The following is a 20,526-nucleotide window of genomic DNA, read 5'->3' on the forward strand; positions in this document are numbered from 1 at the left end:
ATGGCTGGTTCAGGCAGCGTTATCGTGCGCATGTGAAGACCAGCGATATTTTGGCCATTTGAGGCTGAAAATGACGATGGCTTTTATCAGATAGGTCAAAATCCACACCAATGAGACTTCGTTCTATATTTTGGTGTAGCGTGGGGTGCCATAGTTAGGAAGTGTTTTCAGTCTTGGCGTAGCTTATTCCGCTAATGTCTGTATGACCTGACGCCCGAGCATGCTGTAAATGCTGAAGATAATCACGGTGGACATTGCGCCGCTGACGGATAAAAAGACGTACCGGTAAATAAGGCGACATTCTGCGCAAAATACGCCAGACGTTCAGCTTCATTCATGTTTGCTGAACCGTCGATGTTGATCTCTGGCGTAGGCTGGTCCAACACTAATACGGTGGGTATCATGCCTTTTTCCGCGAACTGCTGCGCCATTTCAAAAGCGATAGTTGCGCCGAGAGACCATCCTCCGAGTACCAGACGAGATTAATGAACGATGTCACCAGCCTGTGAAAGATAGAAAGCGCAATCGTTTTGATATCGGCGTTATAAGGTTGGTTAACGCTAAAATTGGGCACCTGAATACCGTAGATCGGATAGCTTTCGCCCAATTTACGCGCCAGCCTGGAATGACACAGCACGTTACCGCCCGCTGGGTGGATAGAAGCAAGGTGGGGTTATCTTCAGGCTGCCCACGATTGAGAGTCACCCTTGCTGTTTGAGTCTGGGATCCTTTTTCTTCAATCACGCGGGCCAACTGGGTAATGCTGCTGTTTTCAAACAACTGCCCCAGAGACAGGGATGTCCCAAAATGCTGATTAACGCTGAGGATAAGTTTTAACGCGCTGAGAGAATTCCCGCCAAGCGTGAGGAAGCTCTCCTGCGTATCAACGGTATCGTTTTGTAAAATATCGCGATAAATCTTATGCAGGTTGTGTTAGTGCTGATTTTCTGGCGCATGGAACGAGACATTTTTTTCCACCGAAGGCAGAGGTAACGCGGCATAATTTATCTTACCGCTGGCGGTTAATTGCTTAGCATAAGCTTGATGGTGGTGCTGGAGAATAATGCATTGCTGTAGTTCATAGTAAACAGCAAACCGCCATTATCTCTATCTTCTTCTATCCATAAATTCAGATCTACTTTGGCACTGCCATAATCGACTTTTAGCAGTTTATATTTTATTCCGCTATTTCGACTGTGAAAATGAGGCAATACCTGATACGGCAATATTTCCTGAAACAGTGGGTTTATTTGGGGGGTACGAGTATAGGTGATTTCATCCAGAATATAATTGAATGGCACATCCTGATACTTCATGGTTTCTTCACATTCTATGCGGGCAGCATCAATCAGATGAATAATACTAGCGTATCTCCCTGCAACAGGCGAAAGTAATTCTATATTTACGGCATAAAAGTCCTTCCACGACTTTTTCACCATCTTTACCCCACCGTGGAAACTGTTCGGTAGCGGCGTTATAGTCGCCCTGATTAAACCGGCGTAATAATGTCGATTTCTCCAAGTTTTCTACTCCTAGATAGTAAGTAAATGAGGTTAATGCGCCAAATTTATTTCCATTGAGATCAAATTTTACGTACTTCTGAACTCCAGTTTTCGCTGTTTTTAAGTTTTTACATAATAGAAATTCAGCCTCCTGAGAGGTGGTCTCATTATCAAAATTTTCATTTTTCAGTATTAAATGTCCATATCCAATGGTCCATCTTCCTGCTGTGTCAAGATACCTTGTTAATCTCAGACCTTCAACGTTATTAGTCAGATCAAGGCCAGCCTAGTTGATTGTATTTGGAATTTTAGTCATTTTTTTATTCCTCTTGGGTTATTTGGGGGAGAATAAGATTAGTATATTCATCAATTAACCGCATAATGCTTTCTAGTGGATCGATCGAAGTAAACTGCATTTCTATATCGACGTGCTGACTATTTCTTCCCTTTTTATCTTCTCCAGCATCAATCCTCGTGGAGTAGAAAGGGCGACCAGGGCAGCTCGACGTGGTGCCGAGGATCGAGCTGAATCGTAATTATCTTTGGGGTTAACGCGCCATCTGCATCACGTTCAAAAAAAAGGATCTAGCGTTTGTTGATATTGATGAGCAATAAATTGATTGGCGGCGGTAGCCGCGTGCTGCATGCAGCGAGTAATGTCTGCAAATGTCATTGCCTTTGATGACGTAACGTGATTTTCTCTTGGATATTATCCACATTATCTGGTTTTTTATTTTTCCCCATAATTCAATTTTTGAATGAAATTTTCTCTCCTTATCTTATTTTTAGTTGCTAAGCGTAAGCAGCCTAGAGGGAAATAAATGATGATTTTAGAAAGTGTTAATAGCTAATAAAATAGGGTCACATCAGTCATTGTGTTGGATATGTCATGCAATGTGTCATAGGCCATTTATTCATGGTTTAAGAATTCATTGCGTTGGTTTTTTATACATTTATGAAATTATTACGCCATTATGGTTTATTTCGAATACCATTATTGTTGATAATGGTATTCCTCCGTGGTTTCTTATGTGAAACACCATGTTATTGGAGTCATTCTTAAAACATCACCCTTCGATTCCATTGCTCAGGCATTAAAAACAGTATCGATGGGTATGGTCTGCTTGCCGGATGATGGGGTGGTTTATGAGGGATGGAGTGTAGATAACAGCGTAAAAGGCAAACTCCGTGAAAGACAACATGAAGTTTTGCAACTGATTGTATCAGGCGCTTCTAATAAGCAAATTAGTCGGACATTAAACATCAGCGCAGGAACCGTTAAGTCACATTTGGAGTCGATTTTCAGACGGCTTAATGTGCGTAATAGAACGCAGGCTGCGATCGTGTTGTTAGAAGAAGAACGAAGATAAGTTTTATTCATTGCATTATTTATATTTAGTTATTGTCTGATTTAAGCATTAGGGAATCTTCATCGCGTTATCTCTTTCTGCCGCCCTAGCAGTGAGTCTTTCCTCAATGGTCGGCCAGCTTTGTGGCTAGCGTGACAGCACAAGATCGGTCCACAAAAAGTGGAATATCTATTGCGTGATGGCCGCTGCCAGGCGACCCGCGGATGTTGACAAAGGAACGTATTCCGCGTATAAAAATTGCCTTCGAACCAATCCTATGGATAACTTGCATTTATGCAGTTGTCAGCGTAGTATTTGCCACGTTTTCGGACGCGGGGTGGAGCAGCCTGGTAGCTCGTCGGGCTCATAACCCGAAGGTCGTCGGTTCAAATCCGGCCCCCGCAACCACTTAACTTCCAGTAAAGTGTTTTTTCAAATACGTCTTCACTCAATTTCTATCTCTTTTTGCAGTGATTTTTGAAAAAATCCTTCACCGAAAGTTATGCCGCGTTTGTAAGCGGTATTAGGGTCCAGTTGCATAAAGCCCCGATTTATCGGGGTTTTTTGTTATTTGGCAACAAACAACTGGGCTATTAGGCCCTTTTTTTATGTCTTGGGGGTGGACTTGTCCACATTAGAGCAAAAATTAACAGAGATGATTTCAGCACCCGTTGCTGCATTAGGCTACGAATTGGTTGGGATTGAGTTCATCCGTAGTCGCCAATCGACGCTGCGTATCTATATTGATAGTGAAGACGGGATCACTGTTGATGATTGTGCTGATGTCAGCCACCAAGTCAGTGCGGTATTGGACGTAGAAGATCCAATCACTGTCGCCTATAACCTGGAAGTTTCGTCTCCAGGTCTTGAGCGTCCCTTATTCACGGCGGCACATTATCTGCATTTCGTCGGAGAAGAGGTGGCAGTGGTGCTGCGTATGGCAGTCCAGAATCGCCGTAAATGGTTGGGTGTGATCAAAGCTGTTGACGGCGAAATGATCACCATAACAGTGGAAGGCAAAGATGAAGTATTCGCACTGAGCAACATTCAGAAAGCGAATCTTGTACCCCACTTTTAAAGTTTGGATGAGGCAACTAGGATGAACAAAGAGATTCTGGCTGTTGTTGAAGCAGTTTCCAATGAGAAATCCCTTCCGCGCGAGAAGATTTTTGAAGCGTTGGAAACCGCACTGGCGACAGCGACCAAGAAAAAATACGAGCAGGAAATTGATGTACGCGTCAGTATTGATCGCAAAACGGGCGATTTTGATACCTTCCGTCGTTGGTTAGTGGTGAATGAAGTCACTCTGCCAACTCGCGAAATTACGCTTGATGCTGCGCAATTTGAAGATCCTTCTCTTGATGTTGGCGGTTACGTTGAAGATCAAATCGAATCCGTAACCTTTGACCGTATTACGACGCAAACAGCAAAACAGGTTATCGTACAGAAAGTTCGTGAAGCTGAACGTGCGATGGTTGTTGATCAGTTCCGTCAACAAGAAGGCGAAATTATCACCGGTGTCGTGAAGAAGGTAAACCGTGATAATATTTCGCTTGAAGTCAGACCAATCGATGGTTCTAACACCAGTGCAGAAGCGGTAATTGGCCGTGAAGATATGCTGCCTCGTGAAAATTTCCGCCCTGGCGACCGTATTCGTGGCGTACTGTACTCTGTTCGTCCCGAAGCTCGCGGTGCTCAACTGTTTGTCAGCCGTTCCCGTCCGGAAATGCTGGTTGAACTCTTCCGCATTGAAGTGCCAGAAATCGGTGAAGAAATTATCGAGATTAAGGCAGCGGCCCGCGATCCGGGTTCACGTGCGAAAATTGCAGTGAAGACGAATGACAAGCGTATCGATCCTGTCGGTGCTTGTGTCGGTATGCGCGGTGCGCGTGTACAGGCCGTTTCCAGTGAACTGGGCGGCGAGCGTATTGATGTCATTCTGTGGGATGACAACCCAGCACAGTTTGTGATCAATGCAATGGCACCTGCTGATGTGGTATCGATCGTCGTTGATGAAGATACCTACACGATGGATATCGCTGTTGAGTCGAGCAATCTGGCTCAGGCGATTGGTCGAAACGGGCAGAACGTACGTCTGGCTTCCCAACTGTTGAAACAGCATCGTTCAGAAGATCGTTGGGAACTGAACGTGATGACAGTGGAAGATCTTCAAGCCAAGCATCAGGCCGAAGCACATGCTGCAATCGACGTCTTTACCAAGCACCTTGATATTGATGAAGAGTTTGCGACTGTGCTGGTTGAAGAAGGTTTCTCTTCACTTGAAGAATTGGCCTACGTGCCAATCAAGGAACTGTTGGCTATCGAAGGCTTTGATGAAGAAACCGTTGAAGCATTGCGTGAACGTGCTAAAGCTGCATTAACAACGCTGGCACTGGCGCATGAAGAAAGCCTTGGTGACGGTCAACCTGCTGAAGACTTGCTTAGCTTGCCTGGGCTGTCGCGTGAGTTGGCGTTCAAGCTTGCTGCGATCGGTGTTTGTACGCTGGAAGATCTTGCTGAACAGGGCGTTGACGACCTGACAGATATTGAAGAGCTCAATGATGAGCAAGCGGGCGAATTGATTATGGCCGCACGTAATATCTGTTGGTTTGGCGACGACAACGAATAACGAACTGTAGCAGGAAAGGAACAGCATGACAGATGTAACCGTAAAATCGCTGGCCGCAGAGATTCAAACTCCGGTTGACCGCCTGGTACAGCAGTTTGCTGATGCGGGAATGACCAAGTCTGCATCGGACTCTGTGACCCAGCATGAAAAAGAAACGTTATTAGCGCATTTGAACCGCGATCGCGGTAATGCGCCGAGTAAATTGACGCTGCAACGCAAAACGCGCAGCACGTTAAATGTCCCTAGCACTGGCGGTAAAAGTAAGTCGGTGCAGATCGAAGTCCGCAAGACACGCACTTATGTAAAACGCGATCCGATTGAGGCCCAACAGGCTGAAGAGGAAGAGCAGGCACGGCGTGAAGCGGAAGAACAGGCACAACGTGCCGCTGAAGAGCAGGTTAAACGCGAGGCCGATCTGCGCGAAACTGCTGAGAAAGCGAAGCGTGCTGCCGACGAGCAAGCCAAACGTGAAGCCGCCGAAAAAGCTAAGCGTGATGTAGCGGAAAAAGAAAAAGTGACGAACCAACAAAACGAAAATATGACCAAGCCAGCTCAGTCTGAGAAAGCGAAACGCGAAGCGGAAGCTGCCGAACTTAAGCGTAAAGCAGAAGAAACTGCACGTCTTAAAGTTGAAGAAGAAGCACGTCGTATTGCTGAAGAAGCTCGCCGTATGGCTGAAGAAAACGCCGGGCGTTGGGAAGCGGAAAGCGCGACTAAACCTGAAGAATCTGCCGATTATCACGTGACGACGTCTCATCATGCCCGTGAAGCGGAAGATGAAAACGACCGTCAGGTTGAAGGTGAACGCCGTACTCGCACCCGTGCTGCTAAAGTAACCAAGCAGAAGAAAGGCAATCGTCAGTCTGAGTCTAAAGCTGACCGTGAAGAAGCGCGTGCTGTTACCCGTGGCGGTAAAGGCAAGCGTAAGCCAAGTTCACTGCAGCAGAGCTTCAATAAGCCTGTTCAGGCGGTTAACCGTGATGTTGTGATTGGTGAAACCGTTACTGTTGCTGAACTGGCTAACAAAATGGCAGTTAAAGGCTCTCAGGTCATCAAAACGATGATGAGACTGGGTGCGATGGCAACCATCAACCAGGTCATCGACCAGGAAACCGCGCAACTCGTTGCGGAAGAGATGGGCCATAAAGTCATCCTGCGTCGTGAGAACGAGCTGGAAGAAGCCGTAATGAGCGACCGTGACATGGGTGTTGCTGCGGAATTCCGCGCGCCGGTCGTGACCATCATGGGTCACGTCGACCACGGTAAAACCTCTCTGCTTGACTATATCCGTTCAACCAAGGTAGCAGCAGGCGAAGCGGGTGGTATTACCCAGCATATCGGTGCTTACCACGTTGAAACAGACAACGGTATGATTACGTTCCTGGATACACCGGGACACGCCGCGTTTACCGCAATGCGTGCTCGTGGTGCTCAGGCTACGGATATCGTGGTACTGGTTGTGGCGGCAGATGATGGCGTGATGCCTCAGACAATCGAAGCTATCCAGCACGCGAAAGCGGCGCAGGTTCCTGTTGTTGTCGCAGTAAACAAAATCGATAAGCCTGATGCCGATCCAGACCGTGTGAAAACCGAGCTGTCTCAGTACGGTATCATGCCGGAAGAGTGGGGCGGTGAATCTCAGTTTGTCCACGTATCCGCTAAAGCTGGTACGGGTATCGACGAACTGCTGAATGCGATTCTGTTGCAGGCCGAAGTTCTGGAACTGAAAGCTGTCCGCAGCGGCATGGCAAACGGTGTAGTGATCGAATCCTTCCTGGATAAAGGTCGTGGCCCGGTTGCAACCGTACTGGTTCGTGAAGGTACGCTGAATAAAGGCGATATCGTTCTGTGCGGCTTTGAATATGGCCGTATCCGTGCGATGCGTGATGAGTTAGGTCGTGAAATTACGTCCGCAGGTCCTTCTATTCCTGTAGAAATTCTCGGTATGTCCGGTGTCCCTGCCGCAGGTGATGAAGCCACGGTTGTTCGTGACGAGAAGAAAGCACGTGAAGTTGCCTTGTATCGTCAGGGTAAATTCCGTGAAGTCAAACTGGCTCGTCAGCAGAAATCTAAACTGGAAAACATGTTTGCTAACATGACAGAAGGTGAAGTTTCTGAACTGAACATCGTTCTGAAATCTGACGTTCAGGGCTCTTGCGAAGCGATTTCCGATTCACTGCAGAAACTGTCTACTGATGAAGTGAAAGTGAAGATCGTCGGTTCCGGTGTGGGCGGTATCACAGAAACGGACGCCACGCTGGCAGCGGCATCGAATGCGATTATCCTTGGCTTTAACGTTCGTGCAGATGCATCAGCTCGCCGCGTAGTTGAAGCGGAAAGCTTGGATCTGCGTTATTACTCCGTCATCTATGATTTGATCGACGAAGTGAAACAGGCGATGAGCGGTATGCTGGCGCCGGAATATAAGCAAGAGATCATCGGTCTGGCCGAAGTACGTGACGTCTTTAAATCACCGAAATTTGGCGCTGTCGCTGGCTGTATGGTGACTGAAGGTATCGTTAAACGTCACAACAAGATCCGTGTACTGCGTGACAACGTGGTTATCTATGAAGGCGAGTTGGAATCTCTGCGCCGCTTTAAAGATGACGTTAACGAAGTCCGTAACGGTATGGAATGTGGCATCGGCGTGAAGAACTACAACGACGTTCGCCCAGGCGATATGATCGAAGTCTTTGAAACGATTGAGATCAAACGTACGATCGCGTAATCCGTTTTCAGCGACGACGTAAGTGATTCGTAAGGGGGGCCTAGTGCCCCCCGATTTTTACTGGAGGATTTATCATGGCAAAAGAATTCAGCCGCACCCAGCGCGTTGCGCAGGAAATGCAAAAAGAAATCGCCATTATCATTCAACGTGAAGTGAAAGATCCGCGCATCGGCATGGCGACCGTATCCGGTGTCGAAGTGTCTCGCGATTTAGCGTATGCCAAGGTCTTTGTGACCTTCCTGAATGATAACGAGCCAGAGCAAGTTAAAATAGCGGTGAAAGCACTGCAAGATGCGTCTGGCTTTATCCGTATGATGATCGGCAAAGCAATGCGCCTGCGCGTTGTTCCAGAATTGACGTTCTCCTATGACAACTCATTGGTTGAAGGGATGAGAATGTCCAATCTGGTGACCAATGTGGTCAGAAATGATACGGAACGTCGTTCTGTTACGGGTGAAGATCAGGAGGATTAATGAGTCGTCCTCGTCGCCGTGGCCGTGATGTACACGGCGTATTGTTATTAGATAAGCCGCAGGGCGTGTCGTCTAATGATGTTTTGCAGAAAGTAAAACGGATTTTTAACGCTAACAGAGCGGGACATACGGGTGCGTTGGATCCATTAGCAACCGGTATGCTGCCGATTTGTCTTGGGGAAGCGACGAAGTTTTCTCAATATTTGCTGGATTCTGATAAACGCTACCGTGTCATTGCTCGGCTTGGGCAACGAACCGACACCTCTGATGCCGACGGTAACGTGATCGAAGAACGTGCTATTGGTTTTTCTGCTACGGATCTGGAACTCGCACTGGAGAGCTTTCGCGGCACCACGCAGCAAGTGCCATCCATGTACTCGGCGCTGAAATATCAGGGGCGTAAGCTGTATGAGTATGCACGTCAGGGGCTGACGGTTCCGCGTGAAGCGCGTGAAATCACCGTGTATGAACTTCAGTTCATTCGCTGGGAAGGTGATGAGCTGGAACTGGAAATTCACTGCTCGAAAGGGACGTACATCCGTACCATTATTGACGATCTGGGTGAACAGTTGGGCTGTGGCGCGCATGTGATTTACCTGCGCCGCTTGCAGGTTGCTATTTATCCTACCGAAAGAATGGTGACGCTAGAGCAGCTAGCGGCATTGGCCGAGCAGGCTCAGACGCAAGAGCACTCACTTTCGCTGAGCCTTGATTCGTTGCTCATGCCGATGGAAAGCCCGGTTATTGATTTCCCTGAAGTGAATTTGCCGCTAGTTGTTGCAGGCTATTTGAAGTTGGGACAAGCCGTTCAGGCAGCGAATGCGCCGTTGAACGGCATGGTGAGGATCACCGAAGGTGATGCGCACAAATTTATCGGAATGGGCGAAATTGACGGCGATGGCCGCGTTGCACCACGGCGTTTGGTTGTTGAGTTTCCGGTGTAAATCCGCCCGTTGCTGCCTTGCTATCGCAGAATGCTGAAGGTAGAATAGCGCGGCTTGACTATTGGGTGGCTGAATTAGAGATCGGCGCCTGTTTTTTTATCTATAATGTTGGAGTATTACAATGTCTCTAAGTGTTGAAGCTAAAGCTAAAATCGTAGCAGACTTCGGTCGTGGCACTAACGATAGTGGTTCTACTGAAGTTCAGGTTGCTTTGCTGACTGCGCAGATCAACCATCTGCAAGGCCACTTTTCTGAGCACAAAAAAGATCACCACAGCCGTCGTGGTCTGCTGCGTATGGTTTCTCAGCGTCGTAAGCTGCTGGACTACCTGAAGCGTAAAGATGTAGCACGTTACACCAGTCTGATCGCGCGTCTGGGTCTGCGTCGCTAAGTCTTCTGCGTTTCAGTGGGAAGGGGCCTCTTTTGGCCCCTTTCTTCTAGGAAGCATTAGCAAAACAGAGTAGTGTATTGTTGTTAATAGGATCTTTCATTACAGAGGTTCGCGCGGCTAATGAGAGGCTTTATCTGCATAAGCAAGATAAGGGTTGTCATTAGTCGTGAGAATGTAGTGCAAAGGTCGGGAGTTCACTGGTGCGTTTATCTTGAATACGTGTAACGCGCCCCAGCTAAGGATATTATTTTGCTGAATCCGATCGTTCGTAAGTTTCAATATGGTCAGCATACCGTCACATTAGAGACAGGTATGATGGCACGCCAGGCAACCGCCGCTGTGATGGTAAGCATGGATGACACAGCGGTATTCGTTACCGTTGTCGGCGCTAAAAGCGCTAAACCCGGCCAAAGTTTCTTCCCATTGACGGTTAACTATCAGGAGCGTACCTACGCTGCTGGACGTTTCCCCGGTGGTTTTTTCCGCCGTGAAGGTCGTCCAAGTGAAGGCGAAACGCTGACTTCCCGTCTGATTGACCGTCCGATTCGCCCTCTGTTCCCAGAAGGCTTCCTGAATGAAGTTCAGGTGATTGCGACTGTGGTTTCCGTCAACCCACAGGTTAGCCCTGATATCGTTGCTATGATTGGTGCTTCTGCGGCGCTGAGCCTGTCTGGTATCCCGTTCAGCGGCCCTATCGGTGTTGCACGCGTCGGTTACCTGAACGACCAGTATGTCCTGAACCCAACGACAGATGAACTGAAAGAAAGCCGTCTGGATCTGGTCGTTGCAGGTACACAAGGCGCCGTTCTGATGGTGGAATCCGAAGCTGAATTGCTGAGTGAAGATCAGATGCTCGGTGCGGTGGTTTTTGGCCACGAGCAACAGCAAATCGTTATCGAAAACATCAACTCACTGGTTGCAGAAGCTGGCAAACCGAAGTGGGAATGGCATGCGCCAGAAGTTAATGTTTCTTTAGAGCAGCGCGTACAGGCTCTGTCTGAAGCACGTTTGGGTGACGCTTACCGCATTACCGAAAAACAAGAGCGTTATGCACAAGTTAACGTTATCAAAACTGACGTTGTTGCCGCTCTGCAAGCCGAAGATGAAACGCTGAATGCCGGTGAGATCCAGGAAATTCTGGGCAACATTGAGAAAAACGTTGTGCGTGGCCGTGTACTGGCTGGCGAACCGCGTATCGATGGCCGTGAAAAAGACATGATTCGTGGTCTGGATGTGCGTACTGGCGTACTGCCGCGTACCCACGGTTCTGCATTGTTCACCCGTGGTGAAACGCAGGCATTGGTAACTGCAACGCTGGGTACTGAGCGTGACGCGCAGAATATCGATGAACTGACCGGTGAACGTACCGATCGCTTCCTGCTGCACTACAACTTCCCTCCGTACTGTGTCGGCGAAACCGGTATGGTTGGTTCGCCTAAGCGCCGTGAAATCGGTCACGGTCGTCTGGCTAAGCGCGGCGTGTTAGCTGTAATGCCAAAGGCGAACGAATTCCCGTACACCGTGCGTGTGGTGTCTGAAATCACGGAATCTAACGGTTCTTCTTCCATGGCGTCTGTCTGCGGTGCTTCTCTGGCGCTGATGGATGCAGGTGTGCCAATTAAATCAGCCGTTGCGGGTATCGCGATGGGTCTGGTGAAAGAAGGCGACAACTTTGTTGTGCTGTCCGACATTCTGGGTGACGAAGACCACCTAGGCGATATGGACTTCAAGGTTGCTGGTAGCCGTGAAGGTATCACCGCGCTGCAAATGGATATCAAGATCGAAGGGATTACTCGTGAGATCATGCAGGTTGCTTTGAATCAAGCCAAAGGTGCGCGTTTGCACATTCTGGGTGTGATGGAGCAGGCAATCAGCACGCCGCGTGGCGATATCTCCGAATTTGCACCACGTATTCACACCATCAAAATCAGTACCGATAAGATTAAAGACGTGATCGGTAAAGGTGGTTCTGTGATTCGTGCGCTGACGGAAGAAACGGGCACGACTATTGAAATTGAAGACGATGGTACTGTGAGGATTGCTTCAACCGACGGCGAAAAAGCGAAACACGCGATTCGTCGTATTGAAGAGATCACTGCCGAAATCGAAGTCGGCCGCGTGTATCAGGGTAAAGTTACCCGCATCGTTGATTTTGGTGCTTTCGTTGCTATCGGCGGCGGTAAAGAAGGCTTGGTGCATATTTCTCAGATCGCAGACAAGCGCGTAGAGAAAGTGACTGACTATCTGCAGATGGGTCAGGAAGTGCCGGTCAAGGTTCTGGAAGTTGATCGTCAGGGCCGCGTGCGCTTAAGCATCAAAGAAGCCAATCCGCAAACTCAGGAAGCGGCAGCCCCGTCTTCTGAGGAATAACGACTGTTAAAACGGTCTTATGGCACCTTGCCTGATTATGGCAAGGTGCTGCGTGTATCGTAAGGATATGGATGTCCTTGCGTTGAGCGGTCCGGGACAGGATGTTCATCCAATGTTTGTCTTCGGGAGTGGGAAATGAAGCCTTTCTTGCGCTGGTGTTATGTTGCAACAGCACTCATGCTGGCAGGATGCAGCAACACGGATTGGCGTAAAGACGCAGTATTGGCGATTCCGTTACAGCCGACTTTACAGCAGGAAGTGATCCTGGCACGCATGGAACAAATCCTTGCAAGCCGGGCATTAACCGATGATGAGCGAGCACAGCTATTATATGAGCGCGGAGTGCTGTATGATAGTCTCGGGTTACGGGCATTAGCGCGGAATGATTTTTCACAAGCGCTGACTATCCGCCCTGATATTCCAGAAGTTTTTAACTATTTGGGTATCTATTTAACGCAGGCAAGCAATTTTGATGCTGCCTATGAAGCGTTTGATTCTGTACTAGAGCTTGATCCAACTTACAATTACGCGCGTTTAAACCGTGGCATCGCTTTGTATTATGGCGGTCGCTATCTGTTAGCGCAGGATGATCTGCTGGCGTTTTATCGAGACGATCCGAATGATCCTTTCCGTTCGTTATGGCTGTATCTTGTGGAGCGAGAAATCAATCCAGAGACGGCCAAAATTGCGTTGAAGAAACGCTATGACGACGTCAAGAAAGGGCCTTGGGGATGGAATATTGTCGAATTCTACCTGGGCAGTATCAGTGAAAAAACACTGATGCAGCGTTTACAGGAAGAAGCTACGAATAACACTTCGCTCGCTGAGCATCTCAGTGAAACTGACTTCTATTTAGGTAAGCACTACCTAAGTCTGGGGGACAAGAACACCGCTTTGGCGCTGTTCAAGCTGACGGTTGCCAACAACGTCCATAACTTTGTTGAGCACCGCTATGCATTGTTGGAATTGGCGCTATTAGGCCAAGAGCAAGACGACCTATCAGGATCGGACCAGCAATAGCTGACGAACACTTAATCAGCCTGAAAAACTTCGGTTATCACCTTCACGGGTGAGGGCTTTTTTGTTCGCTTTTTAATCCAATTTGAGCCGGTTCACACTTTTCAATGAAAATGACTGAAAATTTTCACGACAAGTTATGTAGACTGGCCGCCATGTCTAATGAGGCACGTGTACATGACTGATTTATTTACTTCTTTTTCCGATTTGGGGCTGTCTGCTCCTATTATTAATGCCCTGACCGATCTGGGCTATGAAAAACCATCGCCGATTCAGGCTGAATGTATTCCTCACCTGCTGAACGGTCGCGATGTGCTGGGTATGGCACAGACCGGCAGTGGTAAAACTGCGGCTTTTGCTCTGCCATTACTCAATAATTTAAAACCTGAGTTAAAAGCGCCGCAGATGTTGGTGTTGGCTCCAACCCGTGAACTGGCTGTTCAGGTTGCTGAAGCTTGTAGTGATTTTGCCAAGCATATGCACGGCGTTAACGTTGTTGCACTGTACGGCGGCCAGCGTTATGACGTTCAACTGCGCGCTTTGCGTGGTGGAGCACAGATTGTTGTTGGTACTCCAGGTCGTCTGCTGGACCACCTGAAACGCGGTACGCTGGATCTGTCCAACCTGAGTGGTCTGGTACTGGATGAAGCTGATGAAATGCTGCGTATGGGCTTCATCGAAGATGTTGAAAACATCATGGCTCAGATCCCTGCTACGCATCAAACTGCACTGTTCTCTGCAACCATGCCAGAAGCGATTCGCCGCATTACGCGTCGTTTCATGAAAGATCCACAGGAAGTTCGCATCCAATCAAGCGTGACTACGCGTCCAGACATCAGCCAGAGCTACTGGACGGTGCAAGGTATGCGTAAAAATGAAGCGCTGGTTCGTTTCCTTGAAGCTGAAGATTTTGATGCGGCGATTATTTTCGTTCGTACCAAGAATGCTACGCTGGAAGTGGCCGAAGCGTTGGAACGTAGTGGTTATAACAGTGCCGCGCTAAACGGTGACATGAACCAAGCGCTGCGTGAGCAAACGCTGGAGCGCCTGAAAGATGGTCGTCTGGATATCCTGATTGCGACCGACGTTGCGGCGCGTGGTCTGGACGTTGAGCGTATCAGTCTGGTAGTCAACTACGATATCCCGATGGACTCCGAGTCTTACGTGCACCGTATTGGTCGTACCGGTCGTGCTGGTCGTGCTGGTCGCGCATTGCTGTTTGTAGAAAACCGCGAGCGTCGCCTGCTGCGCAACGTTGAACGCACAATGAAGCTGGCGATTCCTGAAGTGGAATTGCCAAATGCGGAATTGTTGGGGCAACGCCGTCTGGCTAAATTTGCTGCAAAAGTACAGCTACAGCTGGAAAGCAGCGACTTGGATATGTACCGCGCTCTGCTGACGAAGCTGCAACCGCAGGAAGAGCTGGATATCGAAACGCTGGCTGCTGCTCTGCTGAAAATGGCGCAGGGTGAACGTCCTCTGATTCTGCCGCCGGAACCGGCATTCCGTCCTCGCCGCGAATTCCGCGATCGTGATGAGTCTCGTAGTGATTCACGTGGCGATCGTCGCCGTGAACCCCGCGATGCTCGCGATGCTCGCGATTCCCGTGAACCCCGTGACGGTGACCGTCCACAACGCCGTGAGCGTCGTGAGTCGGGTGAAATGGAACTGTATCGTATCGAAGTGGGTCGTGATGACGGTGTTGAAGTACGTCATATCGTTGGTGCTATCGCCAACGAAGGTGATATCAGCAGCCGCTACATCGGTAACATCAAGCTGTTCGGGTCTCATTCGACGATCGAACTGCCGAAAGGTATGCCGGGCGACCTGCTATCACACTTTACCCGCACGCGTATTCTGAACAAACCAATGAATATGCAATTGCTGGGTGATGCAGTAGCACAGCCAGAACGTCGTGGCGGCAGCCGTCCTGCTGGTGCTGGTACGGGTGGTGAACGTCGTGATGGCGCAGCTCCACGTCGCTCTTTCGGTGGTGGTGAACGCCGTGAAGGTAACGCTAACGGCGGTGAGCGTCGTGAACGTTCTGTCAACCGTGATGCGGCACCGCGTGCTCCACGTCGTCGTCCTGCTGACGCGTAAGCTTCAATACAATTTGTTTTAATGCGGATTGTTTCAACGAAATAAGCTGCAATGCAAAACGACCCGTTCACGGGTCGTTTTTTTTTGGCTGCAATAAATCTATCTATATATGTCAGAGCGTCTTCTGCACATCCATCGCAATTTCAAAAGATTGTAAACGTGCTTGATGGTCAAAGATCTGACCATTAATCATCACTTCATCTGCCTGAGTTTCACGCAAAAGACTCTGTAACCCATGACGGACTTTCGTGCGATCGCCGACAATCGACAGCCGTAAGGCTTGCTCAGTGCCAAACTGTTCGGCAGGTGACCCGACTGTGCTGATGTTTTCTACTGGTGCGGGCAGCGGGCCCGGTGTGCCACGGCGTAGGTTGATGAACTGTTGCTGCATCGAAGTGAAGAGGAAGCGTGCATCCCGATCGCTATCGGCTGCAACCACATTGATGCAAACCATCGCGTAAGGCTTGGCGTGGGTGGCTGAAGGGACAAAATTCTCACGGTAGAGGCGGAATGCTTCCAGCAACATATCGGGTGCAAAATGGGCAGCAAAGGCGAAAGGTAAACCCAGTCTTGCTGCCAGCTGTGCACTGTACAGGCTAGAACCCAGTAGCCAGATCGGAACGTGTAAACCTTGTCCTGGGACGGCCTGTACTGCCTGACCCGGTTGTGCATCAGCGAAGTAGCGCTGTAGTTCCTGCACATCGCGTGGGAAATCTTCGATATCGCCATTAAGGTGACGACGTAGTGCCATCATGGTGCGTTGATCGGTCCCGGGTGCGCGGCCTAATCCCAAATCGATACGGCCAGGATACAGCGATTCCAATGTACCGAACTGCTCGGCGATGACGAGCGGCGAGTGGTTCGGCAGCATAACTCCACCAGAACCGAGACGGATGCGCTGCGTACCCGAAGCAAGATAGCCGAGAAGCACCGATGTTGCTGCACTGGCGATACCGGTCATGCTGTGGTGTTCCGCTAGCCAATATCGGTGATAGCCCCATTTTTCTGTATGTTGTGCCAGATCCAGCGAGCGATGGAAGGCGTCACGTGCTGTCGCACCTTGCGGAATCGGCGCAAGATCGAGGACGGAAAACACAGCGGATTGAGAAGGTGTGGACATAATATGGCTCACTTTGTTGTTCACTGACTCTACCTTGTCGATAGATGCTAACGCTGTCAGTCAATGATGAAAGTCAGAGCAGTATGATGGAATGTCGCGGTTATACGTAGTTCAAAGGTGCGCTTAGGAAGGAAAGGGCGGTTGGCCGCCCTGACAGGATGTGAGTTATTGAACGAGCTCAAGGCCGGCGACGCGACGCCAGTAGCCGTTACAATCGGCCTGATTTTGCAGCGTTAATGGCATATTGCCTTGTTCGTTGGCGCGGAAGGTATCCAACATAGCCGGAGTGGTGATGTCGTTTGGAGACAGCCGGACAATATCGACCAAATCCCGCATTGACGTCAGCTCGTTGCCGAGGTTGTAGCAATAGCCGCTTTGCGTCTGGATGCCATTGAGGACAAAGACCTGCTGATTCTCCTGCGACAGCATTTTCCTGCCTTGCGGGTAGCTAAGGCAGCAGGTTTCGCATTCATCTTTCGGCCGATCTTCTGAGCGGGCGGTGAAGCAACGTGCGGAATAGGCTAATGGCAAATGGCCATAGCTGAGCACTTCCACTTCAAACTGATGGCGAAAACCAAGCTCTTCACACTGGTTCAGCAGGTTTTGTAGCCAGTCACGAGAGAGTTCGACCGGCATGCACCAGCGCACCATGCCTTGTTTGTGCAGCACACGTAGGGTGTACGCGTTGTAGCAGTTGAGCGCGTGTCCGGCGACAAATGGCAGGTTGCGTTCGGCTGCGATGTTGACTGCGCCCAGATCGTTAGCTTCCAGCAAGAACTCGCCATTTTCCACATAGCGTCTTAACTCCGTGAGTTCAGACGGTGCCTGTAAGAGTGCCAAGGTAGAGATCACCACCTGCTTGCCGCTGTTGGCGACTTCGCGGGCAACGTGGAACCAGTCCGCCACTTTCATCAGACGGCGCTTGCTGCACACCGTTTCGCCGAGATAAACGATATCGGCGCTGCTGTTCACCGCGGCCTGATAAAACGCCTCGACGTCTTCTTTCGGCCAATAGTAGAGGATATTGCCTAATGCGTATTTCATATGTTCTCCTGCTACTGCCATTTACGATGATACGCGCCAAGCGTGGTCTGCGTGCCTTCTGCCACTGCGCCTAATGCATCCATCCAAGCCTGAGTGGGTACGAATGTCTCAGGATTGGCACGGCAGCGATCAATAGCCTGTCGCCATACCTGCGTAATCTGGCTGACGTAGGCCGGGCTGCGCTGGCGACCCTCTATCTTCACGGAGGCAATATTGGCAGCGATCAGTTCAGGCAGAAGCTCCAGCGTGTTCAGGCTGGTTGGTTCTTCCAGTGCATGGTAGCGCTGCCCATCGACCAAATAGCGGCCTTTACACAACGTGGGATAACCGGCGTTTTCATCGTCCTGATAGCGGTCGATCAGGATATTGTTCAGACGCGATTCCATGCCGTTTTCCGTCTGCTGCCAGCGTACAAACCGCGCAGGCGAGCAGGCACCCACGGTATTCGGTGATTCGCCCGTCAGATAAGAAGAGAGATAGCAGCGTCCTTCCGCCATGATGCACAGGCTACCGAAGGCGAAAACTTCGAGCGGCACTGGGCTGGTGCGAGCGATTTGCTTCACCTGATGAATGGACAGCACGCGCGGCAGCACGATACGTGAGACATCGAAATGACGATGATAGAAACGGATCGCTTCAGTGTTAGTTGCGGAAGCCTGAACCGACACGTGGCGCTCGATGTCTGGATAGCGCTCGGCGGCATATTCCAACATGGCGAGGTCGGCGAGGATCAGCACATCGGCGCCGACCTGCGCGGCCATATCCACGGCGCGCTGCCAGCGTTGATAGCCGTTCGGGTGAGCAAACGTATTGATGGCGATATGCAGTTTACGCCGATGGCGGTGCACGTACTCACGTGCTTCCTGTAGTTTCTTATCGGTAAAATTCAGCCCGGCAAAATGACGTGCGTTGGTGTCATCTTTCAGGCCGATATAGACCGCATCCGCGCCATTATCGATGGCCGCTTTCAGTGCTGGCAGATTACCAGCGGGGCAAAGCAATTCCATATACAATCCTTCATTAATCCCTTCGGAGCCGTAGCGGCTCGGTACGATCAATGATGTTCAGACTGATGACCGCTTTTATGACGGGCGTTCTGCCTGCCGCCTTTGTGGGCCGTCGTAAGCGATTATTTATCAGTCGATGAATGTTGTTAACGATTGGAAATTTTAATTAACCCATCAGGTAAGGACTTTGATTTAAGGCAGTGAATGGTGCTAATCGTCGCGCAAGGACAAAATCTGTTGGGCATAATCGGATAAGCGACTAAATTATTGACATAGACCTCTGCCGCTTGCGGTGGATGTGGCAAAATGTTTGCAGATTATCTGAACAGTCAGATTGCTTTAAGAGGAGTACGCCAGTGTTGGAAAAACTACGAGCGCAGATTGTGCGTCAGGGACCGAGCTTATTAGGTAAGCCACTCAAGTTCACTCCCTTTGCGCTACAGCGTCAGGTTTTGGAACAGATGTTGGGCTGGCAGTTCCGTCAGGCGCTGGAAGAGGGCGATCTGGCATTTCTCGAAAGCCGCTGGCTGAAAATTGAAGTGCGTGATGTCGGTTTGCAGTGGTTTATGACGCTGCGTGAGGGGCGTCTGGTGGTAAGCCACGATGAGACGCCAGATGTCAGCTTCAGTGCGGATGCAAACGATCTGATTTTGATCGCCGCGCGTAAAGAGGATCCCGACTCGCTGTTTTTCCAACGTCGTCTGCGCATTGAGGGCGACACCGAATTAGGTTTGTATGTGAAGAACCTGATGGATGCCATTGAGCTGGAGGCTATGCCTGCGCCACTGCGTATTGGTCTGCTACAACTGGCGAACTTTGTTGAAGCTGGCTTACAGGAGGGCGTAGTGCAAACAACGAATCACGCGCCAGTATCATGCTAGTTCGGGTGGAAATTCCCGTTGATGCGGCAGGGATCGACAGCTTATTGCGTCGTTCTTTTCCTACGGGTGCAGAAGCCGATCTGGTGCATCAACTGCGTGAAGACGGCTTATTGACGCTTGGCGTCGTGGCAACCGACGATGAAGGTGGCGTGGTGGGCTACGCCGCATTCAGCCCAGTGCTGATCGAAGGTGAGGATCGGCAGTGGGTAGCGCTTGCACCGTTGGCGGTAGACGAAAGTCTGCGTCGACAGGGCGTGGGTGAGAAGCTGGTCTACGAAGGGTTGGATGCGCTGAATGAATTTAGCTATACCGCCGTTGTTGTGCTGGGTGAGCCTGCGTACTATTCCCGCTTTGGTTTCGTTCCGGCTACGGAGCACCAGTTGCATTGTCGCTGGCCGGACAGCGAATCGACTTTTCAGGTCTACCCACTGGCGGACAATCAGGTTGCCGGTGAAGAGTCGTCTGAAGGCGAAAGTGGATTTGAAGATGCCATCGGGCTGGTTGAATACGCCGAGCCGTTTAACCGCTTTCTCTAGCTGAGAGCGTATCAATACAAAGCGCCTGAGGCTGGTCTTGTACCAGCCTTTCTTTTTGGTTTTTGCTTAACTGCTTAATGCGGTATTCCAGCTTAAGTGCATTTGAACGATCGCCTGCCAGACAGTGAAACACTAGCGTCAACTCCCCTTTCCCCCGCAGTGCTTTTGCCCCTTTTCCTGCTTGATGTTGATTCATGCGACGGCTGACATCCGTCGTGATACCGGTATACAGCGCCCCGGCGACCGTGCGAAGTATGTACAGATACCAGCGGGAGTGTTCGGCGTGTTCAGTCATGATTTTGTCTGCGGTTTCTCGGAAGCAGTCTTATTGGCAGTCAGTGTAGGGTGCTTATCTTGTTACGTGAAGTAGCACGTCGCTGTTGTGAAACGGATTGCAACCTCCCGTAAGGAAATAATTTGCCTGCTCTGCCACAG

17 protein-coding genes, 1 tRNA gene and 5 pseudogenes are annotated in these 20,526 nt (G+C 49.9%); 14 read left to right on the forward strand and 9 right to left on the reverse strand.

Going from position 1 to position 20,526, the window contains the following annotated elements; all coding sequences use genetic code 11:
- Window positions 1-9: 9 nt before the first annotated feature.
- The 5 genes and pseudogenes from DCX48_16540 to DCX48_16560 form a co-directional block, all read right to left on the reverse strand.
- A pseudogene (locus tag DCX48_16540) lies at window positions 10-279 on the reverse strand (hypothetical protein).
- Window positions 273-1,026, reverse strand: a pseudogene (locus DCX48_16545) (non-ribosomal peptide synthetase). Before DCX48_16545 ends, DCX48_16540 begins: the two co-directional pseudogenes overlap by 7 nt.
- Window positions 1,023-1,439, reverse strand: a complete 417-nt coding sequence (locus DCX48_16550) for a hypothetical protein (protein QXE15989.1) — start codon at window positions 1,437-1,439, stop codon at window positions 1,023-1,025. Before DCX48_16550 ends, DCX48_16545 begins: the two are co-directional and overlap by 4 nt.
- Window positions 1,363-1,818, reverse strand: a pseudogene (locus tag DCX48_16555) (lysozyme). The gene DCX48_16550 and the pseudogene DCX48_16555 overlap by 77 nt, the downstream one beginning before the upstream one ends.
- A 4-nt stretch (window positions 1,819-1,822) precedes the next feature.
- Window positions 1,823-2,267: pseudogene (locus DCX48_16560) on the reverse strand (DUF2589 domain-containing protein).
- A 260-nt stretch (window positions 2,268-2,527) separates the two neighbouring features.
- Between DCX48_16560 and DCX48_16565 the strand changes: the two are divergent.
- From DCX48_16565 to DCX48_16620, 12 genes and pseudogenes are all read left to right on the forward strand, one after another.
- Window positions 2,528-2,872: pseudogene (locus DCX48_16565) on the forward strand (response regulator transcription factor).
- Between the two features lie 310 nt (window positions 2,873-3,182).
- A tRNA-Met gene (locus tag DCX48_16570) sits at window positions 3,183-3,259 on the forward strand.
- 217 nt (window positions 3,260-3,476) lie between these two features.
- Window positions 3,477-3,929, forward strand: a complete 453-nt coding sequence (gene rimP / locus DCX48_16575; GenBank protein ID QXE15990.1) for a ribosome maturation factor RimP — start codon at window positions 3,477-3,479, stop codon at window positions 3,927-3,929.
- A gap of 21 nt (window positions 3,930-3,950) precedes the next feature.
- Window positions 3,951-5,480, forward strand: a complete 1,530-nt coding sequence (gene nusA / locus DCX48_16580) for a transcription termination/antitermination protein NusA (protein QXE15991.1) — start codon at window positions 3,951-3,953, stop codon at window positions 5,478-5,480.
- A 25-nt stretch (window positions 5,481-5,505) separates the two neighbouring features.
- Complete coding sequence (locus tag DCX48_16585) at window positions 5,506-8,208, forward strand: translation initiation factor IF-2 (protein QXE15992.1); 2,703 nt, start codon at window positions 5,506-5,508, stop codon at window positions 8,206-8,208.
- 74 nt (window positions 8,209-8,282) lie between these two features.
- Window positions 8,283-8,681, forward strand: a complete 399-nt coding sequence (rbfA, locus tag DCX48_16590) for a 30S ribosome-binding factor RbfA (GenBank protein ID QXE15993.1) — start codon at window positions 8,283-8,285, stop codon at window positions 8,679-8,681.
- Window positions 8,681-9,625 (forward strand): tRNA pseudouridine(55) synthase TruB, encoded by a 945-nt coding sequence (gene truB, locus DCX48_16595; protein ID QXE15994.1) that lies wholly within the window; start codon window positions 8,681-8,683, stop codon window positions 9,623-9,625. Before rbfA ends, truB begins: the two co-directional genes overlap by 1 nt.
- A gap of 121 nt (window positions 9,626-9,746) precedes the next feature.
- Complete coding sequence (locus DCX48_16600) at window positions 9,747-10,016, forward strand: 30S ribosomal protein S15 (protein QXE15995.1); 270 nt, start codon at window positions 9,747-9,749, stop codon at window positions 10,014-10,016.
- Between the two features lie 249 nt (window positions 10,017-10,265).
- Complete coding sequence (gene pnp, locus DCX48_16605) at window positions 10,266-12,386, forward strand: polyribonucleotide nucleotidyltransferase (protein ID QXE15996.1); 2,121 nt, start codon at window positions 10,266-10,268, stop codon at window positions 12,384-12,386.
- Window positions 12,387-12,521: 135 nt separating this feature from the next.
- Window positions 12,522-13,406: a lipoprotein NlpI gene (nlpI, locus tag DCX48_16610; GenBank protein ID QXE15997.1), complete on the forward strand. Its 885-nt coding sequence runs from the start codon at window positions 12,522-12,524 to the stop codon at window positions 13,404-13,406.
- Between the two features lie 104 nt (window positions 13,407-13,510).
- Window positions 13,511-13,588, forward strand: a complete 78-nt coding sequence (gene yrbN, locus DCX48_16615; protein ID QXE17278.1) for a protein YrbN — start codon at window positions 13,511-13,513, stop codon at window positions 13,586-13,588.
- Entirely contained in the window at window positions 13,581-15,503 is a 1,923-nt protein-coding gene (locus DCX48_16620; protein ID QXE15998.1) for a DEAD/DEAH family ATP-dependent RNA helicase, read from the forward strand. The genes yrbN and DCX48_16620 overlap by 8 nt, the downstream gene beginning before the upstream one ends.
- Window positions 15,504-15,615: 112 nt before the next feature.
- On the opposite strand, the gene DCX48_16625 is transcribed toward DCX48_16620, so the two are convergent.
- The 3 genes from DCX48_16625 to DCX48_16635 all read right to left on the reverse strand — a co-directional run bounded on the left by DCX48_16625 (window position 15,616) and on the right by DCX48_16635 (window position 18,674).
- The gene (locus tag DCX48_16625) at window positions 15,616-16,623 is read right to left on the reverse strand and encodes an LLM class flavin-dependent oxidoreductase (GenBank protein ID QXE15999.1); all 1,008 of its coding nucleotides are present in this window, start codon (window positions 16,621-16,623) and stop codon (window positions 15,616-15,618) included.
- A 165-nt stretch (window positions 16,624-16,788) separates the two neighbouring features.
- A complete protein-coding gene (locus DCX48_16630) occupies window positions 16,789-17,667 on the reverse strand; it encodes a U32 family peptidase (protein QXE16000.1) in 879 nt (292 codons plus the stop codon).
- Window positions 17,668-17,678: 11 nt separating this feature from the next.
- Window positions 17,679-18,674, reverse strand: a complete 996-nt coding sequence (locus DCX48_16635) for a U32 family peptidase (GenBank protein QXE16001.1) — start codon at window positions 18,672-18,674, stop codon at window positions 17,679-17,681.
- Window positions 18,675-19,030: 356 nt separating this feature from the next.
- Here DCX48_16635 and DCX48_16640 point away from each other — a divergent pair, with 356 nt between their 5' ends.
- The gene (locus DCX48_16640; protein QXE16002.1) at window positions 19,031-19,555 is read left to right on the forward strand and encodes an SCP2 domain-containing protein; all 525 of its coding nucleotides are present in this window, start codon (window positions 19,031-19,033) and stop codon (window positions 19,553-19,555) included.
- Entirely contained in the window at window positions 19,549-20,091 is a 543-nt protein-coding gene (locus DCX48_16645) for an N-acetyltransferase (protein ID QXE16003.1), read from the forward strand. Before DCX48_16640 ends, DCX48_16645 begins: the two co-directional genes overlap by 7 nt.
- On the opposite strand, the gene DCX48_16650 is transcribed toward DCX48_16645, so the two are convergent.
- Entirely contained in the window at window positions 20,075-20,386 is a 312-nt protein-coding gene (locus DCX48_16650; GenBank protein ID QXE16004.1) for a GIY-YIG nuclease family protein, read from the reverse strand. The two genes, DCX48_16645 and DCX48_16650, sit on opposite strands and share 17 nt — an antisense overlap.
- Window positions 20,387-20,526 lie beyond the last annotated feature (140 nt).

It is taken from the genome of Pectobacterium atrosepticum, assembly GCA_019056595.1.
Taxonomy (GTDB): domain Bacteria; phylum Pseudomonadota; class Gammaproteobacteria; order Enterobacterales; family Enterobacteriaceae; genus Pectobacterium; species Pectobacterium atrosepticum.

Excerpts from the sequence above, each read along its gene's own strand:
- DCX48_16600 (QXE15995.1), top strand. The coding sequence starts at position 9,747 with ATGTCTCTAAGTGTTGAAGCTAAAGCTAAAATCGTAGCAGACTTCGGT.
- rbfA (QXE15993.1), top strand. The coding sequence starts at position 8,283 with ATGGCAAAAGAATTCAGCCGCACCCAGCGCGTTGCGCAGGAAATGCAA.
- DCX48_16630 (QXE16000.1), bottom strand. The coding sequence starts at position 17,667 with ATGAAATACGCATTAGGCAATATCCTCTACTATTGGCCGAAAGAAGAC.
- DCX48_16635 (QXE16001.1), bottom strand. The coding sequence starts at position 18,674 with ATGGAATTGCTTTGCCCCGCTGGTAATCTGCCAGCACTGAAAGCGGCC.
- DCX48_16645 (QXE16003.1), top strand. The coding sequence starts at position 19,549 with ATGCTAGTTCGGGTGGAAATTCCCGTTGATGCGGCAGGGATCGACAGC.
- nusA (QXE15991.1), top strand. The coding sequence starts at position 3,951 with ATGAACAAAGAGATTCTGGCTGTTGTTGAAGCAGTTTCCAATGAGAAA.
- DCX48_16550 (QXE15989.1), bottom strand. The coding sequence starts at position 1,439 with ATGGTGAAAAAGTCGTGGAAGGACTTTTATGCCGTAAATATAGAATTA.
- truB (QXE15994.1), top strand. The coding sequence starts at position 8,681 with ATGAGTCGTCCTCGTCGCCGTGGCCGTGATGTACACGGCGTATTGTTA.
- yrbN (QXE17278.1), top strand. The coding sequence starts at position 13,511 with ATGAAAATGACTGAAAATTTTCACGACAAGTTATGTAGACTGGCCGCC.
- DCX48_16620 (QXE15998.1), top strand. The coding sequence starts at position 13,581 with ATGACTGATTTATTTACTTCTTTTTCCGATTTGGGGCTGTCTGCTCCT.
- DCX48_16625 (QXE15999.1), bottom strand. The coding sequence starts at position 16,623 with ATGTCCACACCTTCTCAATCCGCTGTGTTTTCCGTCCTCGATCTTGCG.
- nlpI (QXE15997.1), top strand. The coding sequence starts at position 12,522 with ATGAAGCCTTTCTTGCGCTGGTGTTATGTTGCAACAGCACTCATGCTG.
- DCX48_16650 (QXE16004.1), bottom strand. The coding sequence starts at position 20,386 with ATGACTGAACACGCCGAACACTCCCGCTGGTATCTGTACATACTTCGC.
- DCX48_16585 (QXE15992.1), top strand. The coding sequence starts at position 5,506 with ATGACAGATGTAACCGTAAAATCGCTGGCCGCAGAGATTCAAACTCCG.